Origin of the sequence: Caballeronia zhejiangensis (genome assembly GCF_022879815.1) — a bacterium.
In the GTDB taxonomy this organism is placed as follows: Bacteria; Pseudomonadota; Gammaproteobacteria; order Burkholderiales; family Burkholderiaceae; genus Caballeronia; species Caballeronia zhejiangensis.
This window is the reverse complement of record NZ_CP084288.1, coordinates 213,195-229,431: the sequence shown is the minus strand read 5'-3', so window position 1 is coordinate 229,431 and position 16,237 is coordinate 213,195. Positions and strand designations below refer to the sequence as shown.

Sequence of the window (16,237 nt, the reverse complement as noted above, 5' to 3'; positions counted from 1 at the left end):
GTCGCACGTCCGCTTTCTGTCCATAGAGACGATGCACCCATGCAAAGCGCATTGACGCCCGCGGGCATTCAAGCCAGCCGCATTCTCGACCTGTGGCATCTGACGCTGGCCGTCTGCTGCGTTGTGTTCGCGGCGATTCTGCTCGCGTGTCTCATCGCGATGATGCGCGCGCCTCGCGCGAATCGCGCAACGCCTGCGGATCTCTCCGCCGTCGGGCATCGCGAGCCGCGCGTGCGCTTCTGGGTCGTCGCCGCGACGGGCGTGTCCACGTTTCTGCTCTTCGGTCTCGTTCTCGCCGATGTCCTCACGGACCGCGCGCTCTCGCGCCTGCCCGTCGACAACGCGTTGCGCATCGAGATGACGGGTTATCAATGGTGGTGGCAAGTGCGCTACGCGAACGATGGCGACGCGCCCGGCTTCACGCTCGCCAACGAACTCCATGTGCCGGTCGGACGGCCGGTGGTCGTGTCGCTGAAAGCCGCCGATGTGATCCACACGTTCTGGGTGCCGAATCTTCATGGCAAGAAAGACATGATTCCCGGCCGCGATGCGACCATCGAGTTTCGCGCGGACAAGGCGGGCGTGTATCGCGGACAATGCGCCGAGTTCTGCGGTTACGAACACGCGTTGATGGCGTTTCAGGTCATCGCCGATCCGCCTGCGCAGTATGAAGCGTGGGCGGCCCGTCAGCGCCAGCCGTCCATCGCGCCATCGGACGACATCGCCGTGCGCGGCCGCGACGTGTTCATGAGCCAGGACTGCGCGCGCTGTCACACCGTGCGCGGCACCGAAGCGCAAGGCACGATCGGCCCCGATCTCACGCATGTCGGGAGCAGGCAGTTCATCGCGGCCGGGACGCTTTCCAACAATCGCGGCAATCTCGCCGGATGGATCGTCGATCCGCGCGCGCTCAAGCCCGGCACCGTCATGCCGCCGACGCGCCTGCCGCCCGCCGATCTGCAAGCGCTGCTCGTCTGGATGGAGACGCTCAAATGAGTGAAGCACCGCTGACAGACGGTCCGCACGCATCGCCCGAAGTGCGCGATGCGCTCGCGAAAACCTGGAGCGATCCGCCGGGCTTCATCGGCATGTTGAGCGCGGTCAATCACAAGACGATTGCGCGACGCTTCATCGTGACGACCTTCGTGTTCTTCGTGCTCGCAGGCTTGCTCGCACTCGCGATGCGCACGCAGCTCGCGCGTCCGGATCAGCGGCTGATCGGCCCGAACCTCTACAACGAACTCTTCACGATGCACGGCACGACGATGATGTTCCTCTTCGCCGTGCCGGTGATGCAGGCCGTCGCCGCGTACCTCGTGCCTTTGATGATCGGCGCGCGCAGCATCGCATTTCCGCGCATGAATGCGTATGCGTATTGGGTGTTCCTGTTCGGCGGCTTGCTGCTGTTCGCCGCGCTCGCCGTGAACACCGCGCCGAACACCGGCTGGTTCAGCTACGTGCCGCTCGCCGGTCCCGACTACTCGCCGAACAAGGGCACGGACATCTGGGCGCAGATGATTACCTTCACCGAGCTTTCCGGCCTGCTCGAAGCGGTGGTTCTCATCACGACGATCTTCAAGCTGCGCGCGCCCGGCATGTCGCTCAACCGCATGCCGCTCTTCGTTTGGGCGACGCTCGTGACGCAGTTCATGGTGATCTTCGCGATGCCCGCCGTCATGCTGTGCAGCACAGCGCTGATTCTCGACCGCCTCGTCGGCACGCATTTCTATAACCCGGCGAAGGGCGGCGACGTTTTGCTGTGGCAACACCTCTTCTGGTTCTTCGGCCATCCCGAGGTGTATCTGATCTTCATTCCGCCGCTCGGCTTCATCTCGTCGATCATTCCGACGTTCGCGCGCCGCCCGATATTCGGCTATCCGGCGATGGTGCTGTCGCTCATCGCCACGGCGTTCCTCGCCTTCGGGCTGTGGGTGCATCACATGTTCGCGACGAACATTCCCGAGCTCGGCAAGAGCTTTTTCACGGCGGCGAGCCTGATGATCGCGATTCCATCGGCGCTACAGATCTTCTGCTGGATCGGCACGCTATGGACCGGCAAGCTCAATCTGCGTGTGCCGCTATTGTTCGTCCTCGCGTTCTTCTTCATCCTCGTGATGGGCGGCATGACCGGCATCATGGTCGCGTCGGTGCCGCTCGACCTCCAGGTTCACGATACGTACTTCGTCGTCGCGCATCTGCATTACGTGCTGCTCGGCGGCGCGGTGTTTCCGCTCTTCGGCGCGTTCTTCTACTGGTTTCCGAAATTCGCGGGACGCTTGCTCGACGAGCGGCTCGGCAAGTGGCAATTCTGGCTGTTCTTCATCGGCTTCAATGTGACCTTCTTTCCGATGCATCTGCTCGGACTCGAAGGCATGCCGCGGCGCGTGTGGACGTATCCGCACGGCATGGGCTGGGACGGCATGAATTTCACGGCGACGATCGGCGCTTACATGATCGCGTTGAGCGTGCTGCTTTTCATCGTCAATGTCGTGAAGACGATGCGCAGCGACGAACGCGCCGCCGCCGATCCGTGGGGCGCGGGCACGCTCGAATGGAGCGTGCCGTCGCCGCCGCCGCCGCACAACTTCGATGCGATTCCGGTCGTGCACGGACGCGATCCGCTGTGGGAGCCGTCCGCGCAACCGGCCTTCGTCGCGGGTCTCGCCGCCGATGCGCGCGAAGTGCTCGTGACGAGCGTGCTCGATGCGCAGCCCGATCATCGGCCGATGTTTCCGACGCCCTCTCTGTGGCCGTTCGCAAGCGCCGTCGCCACGACGATTCTGTTCATCGGCTCGATCTACACGCCGTGGGCGATCGTATGGGCGTCGCTGCCGGTCGCCGTGGCGATGATCGGCTGGTTCTGGCCGAGTCGCGGCGAGAACCGGCTCGCGGTCGCGCGGGAGCGCCGGCCATGAACGCCGAAACGCGCCGCGAAGCGCACGGCACCGGCGAGCTCGTGCTCGACGTGCGCGCGTTGCCGACCTTCGCCTTCAGTCACCGCAGCCTCATGTGGTGGAGCACGGCCGGCCTGATGCTGATCGAAGGCACGGTGTTCGCCATCGCGGTGATGATGGTCTTCTATCTGCGCACGCGCGCCCCCGCCTGGCCGATGGCGGCCGAGCCGCCGCGTCTTTTCTGGGGCACGCTCAACACGGTCGTGCTGCTCGCCAGCCTGTGGCCGAACCAGCTCGCGAAGAACGCGGCGGAACGTGGCGATCGCCGGAAAGCGGCGATCTGGCTCGCGGTGTGCCTGGGCGCATCGGTGATTTTCCTCGTGATACGCGGATTCGAATTCGCATCGCTCAACGTGAGCTGGTACGCGAACGCGTATGGCTCGGTCATCTGGCTGCTGCTCGGTCTGCACACGACTCACCTCATCACCGATACCGTCGATACGGCCGTGCTCACGGTGCTGCTCTTTACGGGGCCGTTCGAGGGCAAGCGGCTCGTCGATGTCAGCGAAAACGCGCTCTATTGGTACTTCGTCGTGTTGAGCTGGCTGCCGATCTACGGCGTCATCTATTGGGCGGCGCGGCTATGAAAACCTGGCTCGCGCTGCTCGGCGCTCCGTTCATCGTTCTCGCCTGTCTCAGCTTGAACTACGCGCTGGTGACGCCCGCGTGCCGGCTCGGAGGCCATGCGTTGCTCGACGGCGTGAGCGGCGCGAGCGCGATCGTCTGCGTGGCCGCGACGCTGCTCGCATGGCAGCGCTGGCGCGACGCGCGGCGCAAACTCGCCCTGCCGACGCCCGATACCGGCGACCGTCCGGCACGCGCCGGTTTCATCGCGGCGGTCGCAGCCGGTGTGGGCGCGCTGTCGGTGCTTTCCGTGATCGCGATTTCGATACCGCAATGGCTACTGTCCGCCTGCTGAAATGCGCGCTGCCTTGCGTGCTCCTGTCGTCCGCCGATGCGTATGCCCACGTCGCAGCGACGGAGGCATCGCCGCTCGCGTGGACGTTCGAGCCGTGGATCGTCGCCGTGCTGGCGGCGAGCCTGACGCTCTATCTCGCCGGCTATCTGAAGCTGAACAAGCGCGGCGCGCAAGGCCGTCGCGAGCGGACCGCGAAGCTGATCGCGTTCGCCGCCGGATGGTCGACGCTCGTCGTCGCGCTGGTTTCGCCGCTGCACGCATTGAGCGAATGGCTCTTCTCCGCGCACATGCTGCAGCACGAGCTCTTCATGCTCGTGGCCGCGCCGCTGCTCGTCATCGGCCGGCCGCTCGCCGTGTGGCTCTGGGCGTTTCCCGCGAACGCGAGAGCGCGCATCGGCGCGGCGACGCGTTCACGCTGGATCAAACTGCCATGGCGCTTCCTGACCTTGCCCGTCGTCGCGTGGACGTTGCACGCCGCCGCGCTGTGGTGCTGGCACGCGCCGCGCTTCTTCGAGGCGGCGCTCGCGCGCCCCGGCATCCACACGCTTCAGCACGCCAGTTTTCTGGCGAGCGCGCTGCTGTTCTGGTGGACGGTGTTCGGCCGCGCATCGGAGGCACAGGGCGCATCCAATGCCCACGCGATGCTTTCCCTCTTCACGACGATGGTCCACACCGGCGCGCTCGGTGCGCTGCTGACGCTCGCGCCGGGTGTCTGGTATCCGTCGTGCATCGAGACGACGCGCGCCCTCGGCTTCGATCCCTTGCAGGATCAGCAACTCGGCGGTCTGGTGATGTGGGTTCCGGGCGGGCTTGCGTATCTGATCGGCGGATTGCTCGTCGGCGCGCGCTGGCTGATGCGGCGGCCGCCGCCGCGCGCCGTCGCCGACGTGGCCAGCGAAGGATGAGCACATGCACACGACTCCAATCGCGCTCCTTCTGATCGCTACGCTCGCCGCTTGCCAGGGCAAGCCGCCTTCGGCCGACGCGATCACCGGCGGCAATCCGCGACACGGCCTCGATGCGATCCAGCGTTACGGCTGCGGCGCGTGCCACCGGATAGACGGCGTGCCGGGCGCTTACGGCAAGGTCGGACCGACGCTGCAAAACATCGGCGAGCGGGCTTATGTCGCGGGCAAGCTGCCGAACACACCGGAGAATCTGCAGACATGGATCCGTTTTCCGCAGCGCATTTCACCGCAGAGCGCGATGCCCGATCTCGGCGTCGGCGAAATCGATGCGCGTGACATCGCCGCATACCTGTATCACCAATAACGATGAACGTATCCCGCATCCTCTCCGTTCTGCTTCTGTGGCCGCTCGCCGTCATGGCGGACGACAGGGCGTCGCCATCGCCCGAACTGATTGCGCGCGGCGCGTATCTCGCCAAAGCCGCCGACTGCGCCGGATGCCATACCGCGCCCTCGAACGGCGCGCCGTATGCGGGCGGGCTCGAGATGACGTCGCCGTTCGGCACCATCGTCAGCAGCAACATCACGCCGGATCGCGAGACGGGCATCGGCACATACAGCTACGAGGACTTTGCGAAGGCGTTGCGCGAGGGCGTCGCGCCGGGCGGCAAGGGGCTTTATCCCGCGATGCCGTATCCGGCGTTCGTGAAGATCAGCGACGACGATCTGCGCGCGCTCTACGCCTACATGATGCATGGCGTGCCGCCCGTGAATCACCGGCCGCCGGAAACGAAAGTACCCTTTCCGTTCAACCAGCGCTGGGCGTTGCCTCTGTGGCGCATGGCGTTCGCGCCGAAGCAGCGGTTTGAACCGCACGCCGATCGCGATGCGAGCTGGAATCGCGGCGCCTATCTCGTGCAGTCGCTCGGGCATTGCGGCTCGTGCCACACGCCGCGCGGGATCGCATATCAGGAACGCGGATACGACGAGTCATCGAAAACGTTCCTCTCCGGCGGCGTCAACGACAACTGGTTCGCGCCGAATTTGCGCGGAGATTCCGGCTCGGGGCTCGGGCGCATCGCACAGGACGATATCGCCGCGTTTCTCAAGACGGGCCACGGCGCGGGCATGGCCGCATTCGGCAGCATGGTCGAAACGATCGAGGACAGCACCCAATACCTGACCGATGACGATCTGCGCTCGATCGCCGTCTATCTGAAGACGCTGCCCGCGACCGGCGCGGCGGACGGCGTGTTCGATCCGTCGCTTGCGTCGCCGGGACGTCTCAAGACGCGCGCGCCCGACGTTGCGCCCGAACAGGGCGCGGCGGTCTATGCGGGGTTTTGCGCACAGTGTCATCGAAGCGATGGCAAGGGCGTGCCGAATGCGTTTCCCGCGCTGGCGGGCAATCCCTCGGTCATCAGCGAAGATACGACCTCGCTGATCCGGCTGCTCGTCGAAGGCGGCAACAGCCCCGCGACGATCCACGGCCCGCCACGTCAGGCGATGCCGCCCTTCGCCGGACGCCTCACCGACGTACAGATCGCGCAAGTGCTCACGTATGTGCGCGCGTCGTGGGGCAACGACGCGCGCCCGGTCACGGCCAACGACGTGGGATCGTTTCGCGCGACCATCCACAAATGACGTGCGTTACTCCGGCGTGCCCGCGCCCTCGTTCGGCTTGACTTCGGAAAGGTCGTCCTTCCGCACTTCGGCTTCGCGCACGGTCGTGCCTTCGTCGTCCGTTTCGGAGACATCGGTGGTGAAGGTTTCGTCGTCGGAGGGCTTCTGGTCCTGTCCGCTTTGCTGGGATGGCGTGCTCATGTTCGATGCTCCTTACGGTTACGGCGGCCGCACCATACGGCCACTCTTGTTTCAACGCTTGCGCGCTATCGATTACTCGTTGGTCGGATCGCCCGGGTCTTCCACGCCCTTTTCGATGTTGTCCTTCTGATCGCCATAGTCCTTGCGATTGGCGCCGTTGGTAATTTCGACATCGCCTTTCACCTTGCGATCTTCATTGCCCGTCACGGTGCCGATGGCCGTATCGGTCCAGCCTTTGATCTGTTCCTTGATCCCTTCCCTTTGATCCTTGTTCATCGTGTGCTCCTGTGTGATGGACAAATGGCGATGACAGCCGATGCCTTCAGCGTGCCGCGCGTCCGCGAATCAGCGCCGCGATCGCGAAGCCTGCGCCGAGCGCGACGTAGGTCATCGCGAGCGAGCGCTTCGACAGATGAGCTTCGAAGCCGGGCGTGACTCGTTTGGGCACGGCGTGGTAATCGACGACATAGGCGACGAGCGCGGTCGTCGCGGCGGCGGCGACGATCGTCGCTGGCCGGGAACGCGGTCCGCATAACGACTCGAACAACACGCCCCAGAAAGCCGCGCTTCCCATGTGAATGGTTGCGCCGAACGCGCTGTATCTGAAGCTCGGTTCTTCATGCCAGATTGCTCTCGGCCATAAGCAGTGGGATACGGCGTTGATCGCCGCGTATGGCTCGTGTCCCGCGCGAACGGCCGCGGTCGACGCGGCGCAAGCCGAAGCCAGTCCCGCAGCGGAGCCTGAATAGATGGCCCGCTTCATCAGGTCGTCGAAATGCCCTTGCATGTGTGGCTCCTTGCCGAACGCTCACGCGTTTCGCAGCATCCGCCGTGCCGAAGTTGCTCAGGAACGTCTTTCCGTGTGATGTCGATGTCCGCCCCTCGCGAACACGAAGAGCGTCGCGCCTGCCGCGGCGATTGCGAATCGACTGGGGTTCGCTTTTACCGCACCGATTACCTTCGCGATCACGGGCGAACCGTTCGGCGCGACGCTCGGGCGCGTTTGCATCGCGGGCGCGGTTTGCGGACGTGTCGTGGCGGGCACGTTCGTCGCCGGCGCTGCATGAGGCTCGCGCTTCTCGTTCGATTCGTCGGTCTTGCCTTCGCGCGCCTCGACTCGCGTTGCAGCGGCTTCCGCGCCCAGCAGCATGACGGCTGCCGCGAAATACAGCCACATCAGGAGCACGGCGAGCGAGCCGGCCGCGCCGAATGCGCTCGCGGTCCCGGCATGCGTGAGATAGAGCGCGAACAGCTTCTTGCCGACCGAGAACAGCACCGCGGAGATAACGCCGCCTACGAGCGCATCGCGCCACGGTACGTGACCATCGGGCAGATACTTCAACAGCGCGGCGAAAGCGCACGAAAGGATCGCGAGACCGAGCACGAACTGCACGATGTCGCCGATGACGACGAGCGGCGATTCCCCGAACACCCATTTGCCCGCGGCCTGCACGGCGGTGTCCAGCACGAGCGACACGATCAGCAGGAACGCGACGCCCATCACGAGACCGAAGGAGATCAGCCGAACCTTGACGAGCGTGGCGACGCCCGATTTTTCTCTGCCGCTTTTCGGCCAGATGATCGATAGCGCCGTGTTCAACGATGAAAACGTCGCCGATGCGCCCACGGCCAGCAGTACGAACGAGATCACCGCGGCAATGCCGCTTCCGCCGCTCTGATGCGCGTGCTCGACGATCGCCTGCACGCTCGCGGCGGCATCCTTGCCGAGCATGCCGTTGATCTGATGAAAGAGCTGACCGCGAGCGGCCTCCGCGCCGAACACGAGGCCCGCGACGGCGATCACCATGACGAGCGTCGGCGCGAGCGAGAACGCTGAATAGAACGCGATGCTCGCGGCCATCGGCGCAGCACGATCCGCGCTGAAACGTTTGAACGTGCGTGCGGGCCACGCGAAGGTTCGTCCCATAAGCGACTTGACGTTCATGGTTGTCTCCGTTGATTCATCCGCTCGGCATCAAGCATCGTCGATGCCCGCTCCTTCGAAGTCAGTTGGATCGCGTGGCATACGCGTTGCTGATTCCCATTCAGGCCGATGCCGCGGACTTCGATCCGGACAGCCGGCCTTCCATTCCACGACGCGGCTTTCCCCCGCGATACGCCAGCGCGATGCATCGCGCTGAGGCTTGCAGCAGCATGACCGTAACCGACGCCTTCGACGTCCTCTTGGTCGCTGCGAGCATAACCGTCCAACCTTGATGATTCGCGCCGGGACCGTGAAGGGTTTCGTGCGCCCTAAAAGGAGCCATGCAATGTTCGTGCATAACAAGCGTCTGCAATACACCGTCCGCGTGAGCGCGCCCAATCCGGGTCTCGCCAATCTGATGCTCGAGCAGTTCGGCGGGCCGCAGGGCGAACTGGCTGCCGCGTGCCGGTACTTCACGCAAGCTGTCGGCGAAGACGATCCGGGCCGCAAGGACCTGTTGTTCGATATCGCCACCGAAGAACTGAGCCATCTCGAAGTGATCGGCTCGATCGTCGCGATGCTGAACAAGGGCGCAAAGGGCCAGCTCGCGGAAGCAGTGGAATCGGAAGCCGAGTTGTATCGCTCGCTCACGGGCGGCGGCAACGATTCGCACACCACCGCGCTGCTCTATGGCGGCGGCCCTGCCCTCACCAACTCCGCGGGCGTGCCCTGGACCGCTGCCTATATCGACACCATCGGCGAACCGACGGCCGACCTGCGCTCGAATATCGCCGCTGAGGCACGCGCGAAGATCGTCTATGAGCGTCTCATCAACGTGACGGACGATCCGGGCATCAAGGAAGCGCTGGGCTTTTTGATGACGCGCGAAATTGCGCATCAGAAGTCGTTTGAAAAGGCGCTTCATTCGATTCAGCCGAACTTCCCGCAAGGCAAGCTGCCGGGCGAGCCGGAGTTCACGAGCGTGTACTTCAACATGTCGAAGGGCAATGACGCGCGCGGGCCGTGGAACGAAGGCGGCGACTGGAAGTTCGTCGAAGATCCGCAACCGGCCGTCGATGGCGGCGACGGAGCGGCCACCGTGACCGTGACCGAACGCGATGTCGAAGTGCTGCAGGCGATGGCATCGCGCACGGCTTCGGATCCGTCCGCCGATCCGACCACCGGCGCCGACCTGGGCGCTGGAAAGGCGAACGAAGTGTAAGACCGGCGGCGCTGCTCCGGTTCGGGGCAGCGCCGCTCGAGCGTTATCGATGCGCCAACGAATCATGAGTGCCGTGAGCGAATACCTGGTACCGAAATGCGCGATCTGGACACGTAGAACGAAAACCGCGCCCGGCACGCCGCGCGTGCTCGTCGTCGACGACTATGTGGATACGGCCGACGCCATCAGCATGGTTCTGGCCGTGTGCGGATTCGATGCCGATGCCGTCTACGGCGGCCTCGGCGCAATCGACGCGACCACGCGATGCAAACCGGAAGTCGTCCTGCTGGATATCTGGATGCCCGACATGTCCGGGCTCGAAGTCGCCGCCCGCCTTCGCGCGGACGCGAACACGTCCGGGACCATTCTTATCGCCCATTCGGCGGCAGCAAGCGAGGCCGATCTGCAACGCGCGAAGCAAGCGGGATTCGACGCGTTTTGCGCGAAGCCGACCGACGCGATGACCTTCGCGCCGTTGCTTCGTTACTTCGTGCACGGGCCCGTCGCATGACGAGACGCGCGGCACGCTCGATGCGCGATGCGCGGAACATCGACATCACTGACGCACAGAGGAAAACATGAGCATCTTCTCGAACATATTGAACAAGATCTTTCCGCACGACCATCCGGCGGCGACCGCTTCCGGCGGGACCGTGCCGCCTGCGGCACCCAATGCGGCGCCGCCATCGAGCACGACCTCTTCGGGCAATCCGACCAGCACGCCTCTGGGTTCGGCGAGCGGCGCCGCCGGCACGCCCGCAACGCCCGGCGTCGAGCCTGCACGGCCAGCGGTCACGCCATTGCCCGAAGTGGACGTCATTGCGATCCTCACGCAAAAGCAGCAGCAAAACGGCGCGGCGCTGAGCTGGCGATCGTCCATCGTCGATCTGCTGAAGCTGCTCGATCTCGATAGCAGTCTCGAATCGCGCAAGGCGCTGGCGCAAGAACTGCACTACACCGGCAACACCGACGACTCCGCCACGATGAACATCTGGCTGCACAAGCAGGTCATGACGAAGCTAGCGGAGAACGGCGGCAAGGTGCCGGCCGATCTGAAATGAGAACCCGCTTTTCCCTGATCGATCCATGAACGAATCTCGACACAGCATGCGACGCGCTTCGTCACCGGCCGCCGCAAGCGTAACTTCTACTTCGATTCGTTGAACGACTTGGCGTAGAGCTGCGCGCTCCGGTCCAGATCTTCCGTCGCGGCATAGATCAACGGCTGCGCTTCGGGAGAAAGCACCGCACCGTCTATCACGCTGCCTGTCACGAGGCGATGATCCCCGGCTTCGATATCGCCGATAGCCTGACAGTCGAAATACGCCAGCGCATCGGGCAGTATCGGCGCGCCGCTTCGGCCGGTTTTCCAAGGCGTCGACGACAGCTTGTCGATCGTGCGGCCCGATTGTGTCCCGAAGTGCGCGGCCAACGTCTGCTGATCCGAACGCAGCACGTTGATGGAGAACGCGCGTCCGCGTTGCAGTATCCGATAGGACGCATGCGCCGGATTGATTGCGATCGCAACGAGCAGCGGGTCGAACGAGACCTGCATGACGGAGCTCGCCGTAAACGCGTTCTTCGTCGCGCCGTCCGCCACGCCGATCACATGGACGCCTGCCGTCAGACGCCGGAAGAGGTCGGCCATACCGTTTGTCATCGCGCTTTACCCTTGATGTCGGAGGAATCGTTCAAGCGTGCATGTGCATGTGCCATGCCTCGGCGGGAATACGCGTTGCGCAAGTCGAATGGCAGCGACGACGCACCTATCCGACAATCGGATCAATCCGCAGGAGGCGACCTTGAAGGCACTCATCTGGCATGGCAAGAAAGACATCCGTTACGACACCGTTCCGGACCCCGTGATCGAGCACGGCCGCGATGCGATCATCAAGGTATCGACTTGCGCGATCTGCGGCTCGGACCTCCATCTGTTCGATGGCTTCATGCCCGGCATGGAATCGGGCGATGTGATGGGTCATGAATTCATGGGCGAAGTGGTCGAAGTCGGCCGTGATAACACCGCCCTCAAAGTGGGCGATCGTGTCGTGGTGCCGTTCACGATCATCTGCGGCGAATGCGATCAATGCAAGCGGGGCAATTTCTCCGTTTGCGAACGCTCGAACCGGAACAAGGACGCCGCCGACAAACTCTTCGGTCATACGACGGCCGGCCTCTTCGGATACACGCATCTGACAGGCGGCTATGCGGGCGGACAGGCCGAATACGTACGCGTGCCGTTCGCGGACAAGACCCATATCAAGATCCCCGATGGCCTTTCCGACGAACAGGTGCTCTTTCTCGGCGACATCTTCCCGACCGGATGGCAGGCCGCGGTCAATTGCGAAATCGAACCGACCGACACCGTCGCGATCTGGGGCGCGGGCCCCGTCGGGCAGATGGCGATCCGCAGCGCGATATTGCTGGGGGCGCGACAGGTCATCGTCATCGATCACGTTCCCGAGCGGCTTGCGATGGCGCAGGCGGCGGGCGCGATCCCGATCAACTTCAAGGACGAAAGCGTGCTCGACCGCTTGCGCGATCTGACACAAGGCAAAGGCCCCGAGAAGTGTATCGATGCCGTCGGCATGGAGTCGCACGCGACGCGCTCGTTCGACGGCATCTACGATCGAATCAAGCAGGCCGTCATGCTCGAATCCGACCGGCCGCATGTGCTGCGCGAGATGATCTACGTGTGCCGTCCGGCGGGCGTGCTCTCGGTGCCGGGCGTGTATGGCGGACTGATCGACAAGATTCCGTTCGGCGCGGCGATGAACAAAGGTCTCACCTGGCGCATGGGGCAAACGCACGTCAATCGATGGAGCGACGACTTGCTCAAGCGCATCGAAGAAGGACAGATCGATCCGTCCTTCGTCATCACGCACCGGATGAATCTGGCGGACGGGCCGCAGATGTACGAAACCTTCCGCGATAAGCAGGACGGGTGCATCAAGGTGGTCCTGAAGCCTTAGTCGACGCACCCGCGCAGGGTGAGGACGCGTCGCTTTGCGTTTGGATGCGCGCTCGGGCCGGCGAAGCGGCGCGCGAGCGCGCGGACGCCGAAAGCGGCGCCTCTGCGACGTGCGTGATCATTGCGCGCATCCATCGCATTCAAGGACCGTGCTCGATGCGATGAAAGGCGCGCGCAGACAGCATGCCGACGCGTGAACGTCAGTCGTGGCGATGATGCTTGTGATGCTTGCCGCGATGGCCGTTATAGCCGCGGCTGTAGTCGTCCGCGTACGAATTCGAGCGCGAAACATTGCCGCCCAATGCCGCGCCCGCGCCGCCGCCGAGCGCCGCGCCGATCAGACCGCCGCCGCGGCCGCCCATGGCGTTGCCTGCCGCCGTGCCCGCACCGCCGCCGAGCGCGCCGCCGATGATCGCGCCCGTGCGCTCGCGACGGTTCGACGTGACCGCCGCCGGCGCCGCCACCACCGCCCCGCCGAGCACCGCGCCCGTGCTGCCGCCCACCGCGCCGCCCAGCGCCGCGCCGGCTACGCCGCCGAGCGCGCCGCCGAGCGCATTGTTCATGTCGCCGGCCATCGCCGAAACCGACGCAGCAGCCGTGAGCGCTGCGATTGCAACGAGTCGAATGATTCGCTTTGACATAGTTCGGATGATTGTTTTTGAGACGGGCCGAGTATAACCGCGGCTTACGAAAACCTTCGGTAAAACTGCCGCACGTCGGCGGTAAGACTTGTAACAAAGTCCGATTGCCGACGTCGCGCGACCGCAGCCGACGCCTCGTCGATGGCGACGTTAGAATCTAATTCCGATTCGTCGAATCGTCCGCTACAGGAGGCCAGCGTGCCCGCGTTACTCCCTGACGTCGATCGAGATGGACTTCTCGAATACTCGGTCGTCTTCACCGACCGATCGATCAACCATATGTCGCAGCGCTTTCAGGGCGTCATGCGCGACATCTCCAACACCCTGAAGAAGGTCTACAACGCCAAGGCCGTCGCGGTCGTTCCCGGCAGCGGGACGTTCGGCATGGAAGCGGTCGCCCGGCAGTTCGCGACGAACAAGAAGTGCCTCGTCATCCGCAATGGCTGGTTCAGCTACCGCTGGTCGCAGATTTTCGACATGGGCGGCATTCCGTCCGAATCGACCGTGCTGAAGGCGCGCCCGGTCGCGCAAGGCAGGCAGGCCGCATTTGCGCCGCCGCCGATCGAAGAAGTCGTCGCCGCGATCAAGCAGAACAAGCCCGATCTCGTCTTCGCGCCGCACGTCGAAACCGCAGCCGGAATCATCCTGCCCGATTCGTATCTGCGCGCCGTGGCCGATGCGGCTCACGCCGTGGGCGGCATGTTCGTGCTGGACTGCATCGCCTCGGGCACCGTCTGGGTCGACATGGAAGCGAGCGGCGTCGATGTGCTCATCAGCGCGCCGCAAAAGGGATGGAGCGCGTCGCCGTGTTGTGGACTCGTCATGTTGAGCCCGCTCGCCCGCGAAAGAATCGACGCGACGACGAGCACGAGCTTCGCCTGCGACCTTCGCAAATGGCTGCAAATCATGGAAGCCTACGAGAACAACGGCTTCGCGTATCACGCCACGATGCCCACGGACAGTCTCACGACACTGCGCGATGTCATGAAGGAAACCGAGGCGTACGGCTTCGACAAAGTGCAAGCGGAGCAATTCGAGCTGGGCAAGCGCATCCGCTCGCTCTTGGCCGACAAGGGCTTCAAGAGCGTGGCGGCCGAAGGTTTCGAAGCGCCGGGCGTCGTGGTCTGCTACACGGACGATGACGGCATCCGCACCGGCAAGAAATTCGCCGATGCCGGCGTGCAGATCGCGGCGGGCGTTCCGCTTCAATGCGACGAGCCGGCAGATTTCAAGACCTTCCGCATCGGCTTGTTCGGGCTGGACAAGCTTCACGACATCGAAGGCACGGAGGCCCGATTCGCGAAGGCGCTGAACAGCATTCTGTAACGCGCGCGGCTAGCGTTGCGGCAGGGCGCGCCGCGTGAGATTCAGCACCAGCAGGAAGCCGATGAACATGACGATGCCGCCCGCGATCAGGCTCGCACCGATCGCGCCGCGATAGACCGCGACGATCTGCGCCTGCTGCGCCGCGCTCATCTGCGCGATCGCGGCGATACCGTGATCCAGCAGCGCCTGCGTATCGAGGGACGCAGGCAGCCCGCTCATCTCGCGCTTGAGCACGAAGGTCATGATGCCGCCGGACAACGCCACGCCCAGCGACGCTCCCAGCGAGCGCACGAATCCCATCGTCGCGGTGGCGGCGCCGAGCACGCGCTCGGGCACCGAGTTCTGCACGATGACCGTCGCGTTCGGCATGCCGATGCCCATGCCCGCGCCGAGCACCGCCATCGCGCAGAGAAAGAGCGGCACGCTCGCGCCGATATGCGCAAGCAAGGCGAGCGAGGCGAGACCGAGACATTCGAGAAAGACGCCGATCGACAGGAGCGTCGCGATACGCCGCATGCTGCCGACGGAAAAGCGTCCGCCGGTCACGGACGTGACGAGCATCATCGCGACTTGCGGCAGCATCATCGCGCCGGACTGCTCGGGCGTCTCGCCCAATACGAGCTGGAAATAGAGCGGCATGAAGACGAGCGAGCCCATCATCGCGAAGGCCATGATGCCGGAAGCCGCCACGCAGGTCGCGTAAGGCACGTTGCCGAAGAGCTTCAGATCGATGATCGGTTCCCGCGCGCGCCGCTCGACGAAGAACAGGGCGACGAAGCACGCGAGCGCAAGCACGCACGACAACGGCAAGCGCATGCCCGACATGAACGACGCGGACGCCGAATTGAACACCAGCAACAGCGCCGATGTCCCGATGCAGACCAGCACCGCGCCCGCGTAATCGACGGCGTGCTCGCCGCCGCGCTCGACCTTCGGCAGCGACATCATCACGAGCGCGAGCGACAGCGCGCCGATCGGCGGATTGATGTAGAACACCCATCGCCATGACGCGTGACTCGTGATGAAGCCGCCCAGCAACGGCCCCGCGACGCTGCTCACCGCGAACGCGCCGGTGAAGAGGCCCTGATAGCGCCCGCGCTCGCGCATCGGCACGATGCTGCCGACGAGCGTCTGCGACATCGTCATCAGCCCGCCGGCGCCGAATCCTTGCAGCGCGCGAAACAGAATGAGCGCGTTCATCGATCGCGCCGCGCCGCACAGCGCCGAAGCCACGAGAAAAATGCCGATGCTGAGCGCGAAGAACGGCTTGCGTCCGTACATGTCGGAGAGCTTGCCGTAGAGCGGCGCGCTGACCGTCGACGTCAGCATGAACGCGGTGACGACCCACGTAAGATGGTTCAGGCCGCCGAGTTCGCCCGCGATGACCGGCAGCGCGGTCGCCACGATGCTCTGGTCGAGCGCCGCGAGGATCATCGCGAGAATGAGGCCCGCGAACACGCGCCGGCGCTGGTTTAACGGGATCGGTGAAACGGCAACGTCGATTGTTTCTGTGGACATCGTGTAGCGAAAATTGGATGGAAGAACGCA

19 protein-coding genes are annotated in these 16,237 nt (G+C 64.4%); 12 read left to right on the top strand and 7 right to left on the bottom strand.

From position 1 onward, the window contains the following. Positions 1 to 39 precede the first annotated feature (39 nt). The 7 genes from coxB to LDZ23_RS33835 are packed head-to-tail and all read left to right on the top strand — an operon-like array spanning position 40 to position 6,425. Positions 40 to 996, top strand: a complete 957-nt coding sequence (gene coxB, locus LDZ23_RS33865; RefSeq protein WP_008345743.1) for a cytochrome c oxidase subunit II — start codon at positions 40 to 42, stop codon at positions 994 to 996. Beyond that, positions 993 to 2,915: a cytochrome c oxidase subunit I gene (gene ctaD / locus LDZ23_RS33860; RefSeq protein ID WP_244808878.1), complete on the top strand. Its 1,923-nt coding sequence runs from the start codon at positions 993 to 995 to the stop codon at positions 2,913 to 2,915. Before coxB ends, ctaD begins: the two co-directional genes overlap by 4 nt. Next, positions 2,912 to 3,541 carry a cytochrome c oxidase subunit 3 gene (locus LDZ23_RS33855; protein ID WP_008345745.1) on the top strand — a complete coding sequence of 210 codons (630 nt, stop codon included), beginning with the start codon at positions 2,912 to 2,914 and terminating at the stop codon, positions 3,539 to 3,541. Before ctaD ends, LDZ23_RS33855 begins: the two co-directional genes overlap by 4 nt. Further along, the gene (locus LDZ23_RS33850; protein WP_033535647.1) at positions 3,538 to 3,873 is read left to right on the top strand and encodes a hypothetical protein; all 336 of its coding nucleotides are present in this window, start codon (positions 3,538 to 3,540) and stop codon (positions 3,871 to 3,873) included. Before LDZ23_RS33855 ends, LDZ23_RS33850 begins: the two co-directional genes overlap by 4 nt. Beyond that, positions 3,852 to 4,778: a cytochrome c oxidase assembly protein gene (locus LDZ23_RS33845; protein WP_008345747.1), complete on the top strand. Its 927-nt coding sequence runs from the start codon at positions 3,852 to 3,854 to the stop codon at positions 4,776 to 4,778. Before LDZ23_RS33850 ends, LDZ23_RS33845 begins: the two co-directional genes overlap by 22 nt. Positions 4,779 to 4,782: 4 nt before the next feature. Next, complete coding sequence (locus LDZ23_RS33840) at positions 4,783 to 5,145, top strand: c-type cytochrome (RefSeq protein ID WP_008345748.1); 363 nt, start codon at positions 4,783 to 4,785, stop codon at positions 5,143 to 5,145. A gap of 2 nt (positions 5,146 to 5,147) precedes the next feature. Next, positions 5,148 to 6,425: a c-type cytochrome gene (locus LDZ23_RS33835; RefSeq protein WP_008345749.1), complete on the top strand. Its 1,278-nt coding sequence runs from the start codon at positions 5,148 to 5,150 to the stop codon at positions 6,423 to 6,425. A gap of 6 nt (positions 6,426 to 6,431) precedes the next feature. On the opposite strand, the gene LDZ23_RS33830 is transcribed toward LDZ23_RS33835, so the two are convergent. The 4 genes from LDZ23_RS33830 to LDZ23_RS33815 form a co-directional block, all read right to left on the bottom strand. Further along, entirely contained in the window at positions 6,432 to 6,605 is a 174-nt protein-coding gene (locus LDZ23_RS33830) for a hypothetical protein (protein WP_008345750.1), read from the bottom strand. Between the two features lie 72 nt (positions 6,606 to 6,677). After that, on the bottom strand, positions 6,678 to 6,881 hold the full coding sequence (locus LDZ23_RS33825; protein WP_008345751.1) for a CsbD family protein: 204 nt from the start codon (positions 6,879 to 6,881) through the stop codon (positions 6,678 to 6,680). Positions 6,882 to 6,927: 46 nt separating this feature from the next. Then, positions 6,928 to 7,392: a hypothetical protein gene (locus tag LDZ23_RS33820; protein ID WP_008345752.1), complete on the bottom strand. Its 465-nt coding sequence runs from the start codon at positions 7,390 to 7,392 to the stop codon at positions 6,928 to 6,930. A gap of 57 nt (positions 7,393 to 7,449) precedes the next feature. Then, positions 7,450 to 8,550 carry a YihY/virulence factor BrkB family protein gene (locus LDZ23_RS33815; RefSeq protein ID WP_008345753.1) on the bottom strand — a complete coding sequence of 367 codons (1,101 nt, stop codon included), beginning with the start codon at positions 8,548 to 8,550 and terminating at the stop codon, positions 7,450 to 7,452. 325 nt (positions 8,551 to 8,875) lie between these two features. Here LDZ23_RS33815 and LDZ23_RS33810 point away from each other — a divergent pair, with 325 nt between their 5' ends. The 3 genes from LDZ23_RS33810 to LDZ23_RS33800 all read left to right on the top strand — a co-directional run bounded on the left by LDZ23_RS33810 (position 8,876) and on the right by LDZ23_RS33800 (position 10,812). Then, positions 8,876 to 9,751: a manganese catalase family protein gene (locus tag LDZ23_RS33810; RefSeq protein WP_008345754.1), complete on the top strand. Its 876-nt coding sequence runs from the start codon at positions 8,876 to 8,878 to the stop codon at positions 9,749 to 9,751. Between the two features lie 49 nt (positions 9,752 to 9,800). Continuing rightward, a complete protein-coding gene (locus LDZ23_RS33805; protein WP_235366132.1) occupies positions 9,801 to 10,262 on the top strand; it encodes a response regulator in 462 nt (153 codons plus the stop codon). Positions 10,263 to 10,329: 67 nt separating this feature from the next. Then, on the top strand, positions 10,330 to 10,812 hold the full coding sequence (locus tag LDZ23_RS33800) for a DUF3597 domain-containing protein (RefSeq protein WP_008345756.1): 483 nt from the start codon (positions 10,330 to 10,332) through the stop codon (positions 10,810 to 10,812). 86 nt (positions 10,813 to 10,898) lie between these two features. On the opposite strand, the gene LDZ23_RS33795 is transcribed toward LDZ23_RS33800, so the two are convergent. Continuing rightward, complete coding sequence (locus LDZ23_RS33795) at positions 10,899 to 11,411, bottom strand: flavin reductase family protein (RefSeq protein ID WP_033535646.1); 513 nt, start codon at positions 11,409 to 11,411, stop codon at positions 10,899 to 10,901. 142 nt (positions 11,412 to 11,553) lie between these two features. Between LDZ23_RS33795 and LDZ23_RS33790 the strand changes: the two genes are divergently transcribed. Then, on the top strand, positions 11,554 to 12,723 hold the full coding sequence (locus tag LDZ23_RS33790) for a zinc-dependent alcohol dehydrogenase (RefSeq protein ID WP_008345760.1): 1,170 nt from the start codon (positions 11,554 to 11,556) through the stop codon (positions 12,721 to 12,723). Positions 12,724 to 12,922: 199 nt separating this feature from the next. Here LDZ23_RS33790 and LDZ23_RS33785 read toward each other — a convergent pair whose 3' ends face one another. Further along, positions 12,923 to 13,363 (bottom strand): hypothetical protein, encoded by a 441-nt coding sequence (locus tag LDZ23_RS33785; RefSeq protein WP_244808895.1) that lies wholly within the window; start codon positions 13,361 to 13,363, stop codon positions 12,923 to 12,925. A 198-nt stretch (positions 13,364 to 13,561) separates the two neighbouring features. On the opposite strand from LDZ23_RS33785, the gene LDZ23_RS33780 reads away from it, so the two are divergent. Continuing rightward, positions 13,562 to 14,689, top strand: coding sequence for an aminotransferase class V-fold PLP-dependent enzyme (locus LDZ23_RS33780; RefSeq protein ID WP_008345764.1), 1,128 nt, complete (start codon positions 13,562 to 13,564; stop codon positions 14,687 to 14,689). A 9-nt stretch (positions 14,690 to 14,698) separates the two neighbouring features. Here the strand turns inward: LDZ23_RS33780 and LDZ23_RS33775 are convergent, their stop codons facing one another. After that, positions 14,699 to 16,207 carry an MDR family MFS transporter gene (locus LDZ23_RS33775; protein WP_033535645.1) on the bottom strand — a complete coding sequence of 503 codons (1,509 nt, stop codon included), beginning with the start codon at positions 16,205 to 16,207 and terminating at the stop codon, positions 14,699 to 14,701. Between the last annotated feature and the right edge of the window lie 30 nt (positions 16,208 to 16,237).